Source organism: Jatrophihabitans sp. (assembly GCF_036389215.1).
Classification (GTDB): Bacteria; Actinomycetota; Actinomycetes; order Mycobacteriales; family Jatrophihabitantaceae; genus Jatrophihabitans_A.
Map to the genome: position 1 here is coordinate 1 of NZ_DASVQG010000225.1, position 5,001 is coordinate 5,001.

Here is a 5,001-nt window from a genome sequence, read left to right on the forward strand (position 1 = left end):
CCGTCCGGCCGCGTCCGACGCCCGGGTGACTGCCCAGCCCGGACCGAACAACGCCCTGCGGGTCGAGGTCACCCTGGCGATGCCTGCCGTGCACTGCGTCGGGCAGACCCGGCTGGACGGCGAAGTGCTGCTCGGTGACTCGATGCGGGTGCCGGCCACCCTGGCCAGCGAAGGAGGCGAGGGCGGCGGCGTGGCCGTGCTGCGTTTCGAGGCCGCGGTACATCCGGGGGACTACCCGCTGCGGACCTATTTCTTGGAGCGGACCGGTGGCACCGGGCTGGTGCTGTCAGCGTCCGGCTCGACCGCGCGGGTGGCCCCGGAGGCCTCCGGCACCTGAGCGGTCGGCTCCTTGGCCGGCTCTTTCGCGGTCGGCTCCTGAGCGGCTGGGTCCTTCGCGGTCGGCTCCTGAGTGGCTGAGTCCTTGGCGGCTGGATCCTTGGCGAGCCCGGTCGGCTCCTGGCCGGGCCCGGCCGGCGATCCGGCCGCCACCGCGGGCCGCCGTACCGCCGCCGCTAGCAGCGGAAGCAGCAGGAACCCGACGAAGATCGGCCCGACCATGTAGCGGTAGAGCTGCGCCGGGTTGGCCGCCAGCACGGTGAGCTGGTTGGCCAGGCTCGCGACCCCAGCCGTGAGCAGGTCCCAGCGCCGCAGCCGGAGCGCGGCCACCAGCAGCACCAGGTAGGCGATGTAGCACCACGTCGCTCCCCGCCACATCCACCACTGGTACCGGAGCTTGCCGGTCTCCACCCGCACTTTATGGGCCGCTCGTCCGAGCTTGTCGCTCAGCGGCTGGGTGGCCAGGTTCTGCCTGATGTCGGCGGGGATCTGACGGCTGGAGTTGCTGTACAGATTGCTGGGCACCCTGGTCACCACCCGGCCCAGGAGGGCCTTGTCAGAAGGCGGTGGCATGACGCTCCAGGCGACCGAGCCACGGCAGAGCCGCCCCTTGACGACGGTGACCGGGCTGCGTTCGAGCACCCGCCACCACAGCGCGAACAGCTGCTTGTGGTACTGGTCGGCCCTGACCAGGCTGAAGCCCTTGCTGCGGAACAGCCCGTCACTGTTGTAGCAGTTGTCCGCCCCCTTCCAGGCGGCGAGCGGGGCCACCTTGCTCAGCAGGGCGAGGTCGGAGGGGGTGAAGGTATCCGGCTCCTGTGCGTAGGCCAGTGCGATGTCGGCGTCGAAGAGGCCGTAGGACAAGCTGGAGTTCGCGGGCTTGACGCCCATCGCGGGGTAGACGAAGGCCTGAGCGCCGAAGGAGATCAGGATGGCCACCGCGCCCAGGCCGAGCGGAACGAGCCGCAGCCCCTTCCACGCGAGGGCGAGCACCACCGCGATCACCAGCACCAGCAGGAAGCCGTCGTTGCGGAACAGCGTCAAGCCGAGCAGCTCCAAGCCCAGGGCGACCAACAGCCGCCGGGGAACCTGCCGGTAGCCGGTGCTGGCCTTGCGGTGGGCGATCAGCTGCAGCGTGGTGGCCGTGATGAGGACCTCGCACAGCGCGAACGGCACGTCCTTCCACACGGTGCTGATGAACGCCCCGAAGCTCGGCAGCAGCGGCAGCAGGCACCCCGCGAGGGCGCCCCACCGTCCCGGCACCCCGACCGCGCGCAGCGCCACCACCATGTAGGCGATGCACGCCGCCGCCACGGTGGTCTGCACGAAGGTCAGCAGCGCGACGTTGCCGGTCAGGTTGAGCGAGGCCAGCACCGCCGAGTCGTAGAGCACGGAGTGGTCGGCCGTCCAGGTACCGCCGGTGACATGGATGATGTACCGCACGGAATCGGCGCTGAGCAGGCCGGGCCACTGGCCCGCCCACCATCCGAGGAGGACGAGCTGCGCCCACCCGAAGACGGCGATAGGTAATGCCCAGCCCGGCTTGACGCGCAGCCGATCGAGCACCCGTGGCGAGGTCATGGGAGCCACCCTAACGTGGCGCGTCCCCGGCCCCGGCCAGCACGGCCGCGCCGGACGTGTCTGCCCAACCCTCGCGGGAAGTGGCCCCGCGCCCTCCCGCGGCGGCCGGTGCCGCGTCGGGGCATCGCCCGAACCGGGCACGATAGGGTGGTCCGCGTCCTGCACCCGGAGCCGTCGACCGCTGGCAGCCATCCGGGTTGGGCTGGGCGATCTCGACCACAGACGCTGCCCGAGCACCCGACGTCACGCCGAGGGAGCGATCACCACGAACGACACCTCTTCGGCTCGGCCCGCACCACCGGCCGGCCCCGCAACCGGCGGTCCCCGATCGCCGGCCACCACATTCGCCCCGGTGCCCACCGCGGCGGCGGGTGTCCCGGCCGACGGCTCTGCCGGCACCGTAGCGCCGCAGCCGCAGGCCGCCGGCCACTCGCGGGACTGGCCCCCGATCGCGGTGGTGTTGGTGGTGCGCAACGAGGGCCGGCACCTGCTCGACGTGCTGACCGGCGTGCTGAGCCAGGACTATCCCGGTCCGCTGGAGGTCGCGATCGCGATCGGCCCGTCCCGGGACGACACCCTTGAGGTGGCCGCCGCCGTGGCCGCCACCGACCCCCGGGTGGTGGTCGTGCCCAACCCGACCGGGCGGACGCCGACCGGTCTCAACGCCGCCGTGGCCGCGACCACCGCGCCGGTGGTGGCGCGGGTGGACGGGCATTCGCTGCTGCCACCGGGCTACCTGCGCCGCGCGGTCGAGGTGCTGACCGAGACCGGCGCGGTGAACGTGGGCGGTGTGATGGCCGCCGAGGGGACGACACCGTTCGAGCGCACCGTCGCGGCCGCGATGTCCTCGCCGTTCGGTGTCGGTGGCGGGCGCTTCCACTACGGCGGTGACCCGGGCCCGGCCGACACCGTCTACCTGGGGGTGTTCCGGCGCGACGCCCTCGCCGCGGTCGACGGTTATGACGAGCGCTTCACCCGCGCCCAGGACTGGGAGCTCAACCACCGGTTGCGCCGCAACGGCGGCACGGTCTGGTTCACGCCGGACCTGCGGGTCCTCTACCGGCCGCGGGCCTCGCTACGGGCCCTGGCCGTCCAGTACCGCGACAGCGCGCAATGGCGGCGGGCGGTGATCGAGCAGCATCCGGACTCGATCCGGCCCACCTATCTGGTCCCGCCGGTCACGGTGCTCGGGCTGGCCGGCGGTCTCGCCCTCGCGGCCACCGGGCGCCGGATCGGGCTGCTCGCGCCGGCCGGGTACGCGCTGGCCAACCTGGCGGCCAGCGCGGTCGTCGGGCGCAAGCTGGCACCGGGCGAGGCGCTGCGGCTGCCGCTGGTGTTCGCCACCATGCACCTGAGCTGGGGCTGGGGCTTTCTCACCAGCCCGCGCAAGGTGCGCGCCCGGGCACGTTAGCGGCGAGCCACCGGGCCGGCGGCCGGGTCGTCGGTGAGCGGGGTGTCGTCGGCAAGGCGGGAGTCGTCGGCAAGGCGGGTGTCGTCGGCAAGGCGGGTGTCGTCGGTGAGCTGCGGCCCCGACTGTTGCCCGACCGGCAGGTCCTGCTGGCCGCTGGCCGCCACCATCGCGGCCCGCGCCTGAGCCTGGGCAAGCAGGCCGTCCACGGCCGCCGCGAACTGCGCGATACCGGAGACGTTCGGATCGCCGAGCACGTACCTGCGGACCTCTCGGCGCCGTGACCGCAGCCGGTCGGCGCCGCGTGCGTCGGCCAGGTCCTCCCGCAGCCGTCGTACGCCCGGCTCGATCAGGTACGCGGCGGCGGCGGAGGGGTTCTGATCGCGGAACTCCGCATCCGGTATGCCGGCGCCGTTGCTGACGAAGTACGGCTTCTCCGAGCGCAGGTAGTCAGAGACCACGCTGGAGATGTCGCTGATCAGGGCGTCGGACTCGTCGAAGCACTCGTAGAGCGTCATCTCCGGGCCGAGGACGGCCAGGTGCGGCGGGCCGCCGAGCATCGTCACGATCTGGGCACTGACCTCGGCCGCGGCGGGGGACACCGTGCCGGTGAGCGGATGCGGCTTGTAGATCACCCGCACGCCGGGGGTGTCGAGCAGGATCCGGATGATCTCGCGGCCCATCGCGATCAGCGAGGAGGAGTTCGGGTCCTCGGTCCAGCCCTCCCAGGTCGGCGCGTACAGGACCGTGAACGGCGCACCGGCCGGCCGGGGCTCCGCTTCGTGGATCCCGTCCAGCTGCGGCCGGCCGACCAGCACGATGTCCTCGGTCCGGACGCCGACCTGCGCGCGCAGGTACCGGTCCCGGCCGGCCTCGCCGGCGACCCAGACCTCGTCGTAGACCTTGGTGAACGGGTTGAAGCTGGCAGTCTTGTCGCTGTCGCCGTGCCCGATGAACGCGCTCTTCAGGGTGGGCACCCGCAGCAGGTGGATGTTCTTGCCGACGTTGGCGACGTACAGGGCCACCCCGGCATCGGGGAGCTGCAGGTTCATCAGGTCCGAGGTGAAGGGCAGGCAGAGCACCGGCACCGTGGTCTCGCCGAAGGTGTCGAGGTAACGGCGCTCGCGCAGCAGGACCAGCACCCGGCGGTCCAGGCGCTCCATCGTCTCCAGCCACATGTTGACCTGGTAGACCGCCCGGACGCCGCCGGAGAAGTGCAGGATCACCTCGGGGTGCCAAGCCAGCACCGCCTCCTGCGCCGCCAGCAGCCGGTCCTCGTTGCGGGGCAGCCGGTCGAGCGCGATCAGCTGCGGCAGCAGCGCGAGCGAGAAGGCGAGCGCGCCGGCCACCATCAGCACCGCCGCCACCGGGATCACCCGGTAGGAGTCGATGAGGTAGGCCAGGACCAGGCCGGCCGTCAGGAACAGCTCGGTGTGCAGCATCAGGGCGGCGTCCGGCCGCTGCAGCCAGCCGGGCAGCGGGGGCGGCAGTTGCTCGCCGGGGACCGCGAGGTTGCGAGTCTCCACCCGGCGCAGCCGGCGCCGGTTGATCATCAGCGACAGGCCCTGGTACAGCCCGACCAGGACCCGGTGCGCGATCACCGCGGTCACCACCACCGCCAGCTGGGTCCGGGACAGTTCGCCCGCGCGCAGCAGGAACACCGTGACCAGCACCTG

Annotated in this window: 4 protein-coding genes; 2 read left to right on the plus strand and 2 right to left on the minus strand. The window is 72.4% G+C overall.

Annotated elements, in window-relative coordinates; all coding sequences use genetic code 11:
* On the plus strand, window positions 1-337 hold a 337-nt coding region (locus tag VF542_RS12475), incomplete at its 5' end, for a hypothetical protein (RefSeq protein ID WP_408652031.1).
* On the opposite strand, the gene VF542_RS12480 is transcribed toward VF542_RS12475, so the two are convergent.
* Entirely contained in the window at window positions 247-1,917 is a 1,671-nt protein-coding gene (locus VF542_RS12480; protein ID WP_408652032.1) for a DUF6020 family protein, read from the minus strand. The two genes, VF542_RS12475 and VF542_RS12480, sit on opposite strands and share 91 nt — an antisense overlap.
* A gap of 352 nt (window positions 1,918-2,269) precedes the next feature.
* Between VF542_RS12480 and VF542_RS12485 the strand changes: the two genes are divergently transcribed.
* Window positions 2,270-3,328 carry a glycosyltransferase family 2 protein gene (locus tag VF542_RS12485; RefSeq protein WP_408652033.1) on the plus strand — a complete coding sequence of 353 codons (1,059 nt, stop codon included), beginning with the start codon at window positions 2,270-2,272 and terminating at the stop codon, window positions 3,326-3,328.
* Here the strand turns inward: VF542_RS12485 and VF542_RS12490 are convergent.
* Window positions 3,325-5,001 (minus strand): CDP-glycerol glycerophosphotransferase family protein (locus tag VF542_RS12490; RefSeq protein ID WP_408652034.1); only part of this gene is annotated, 1,677 nt, incomplete at its 5' end. The two genes, VF542_RS12485 and VF542_RS12490, sit on opposite strands and share 4 nt — an antisense overlap.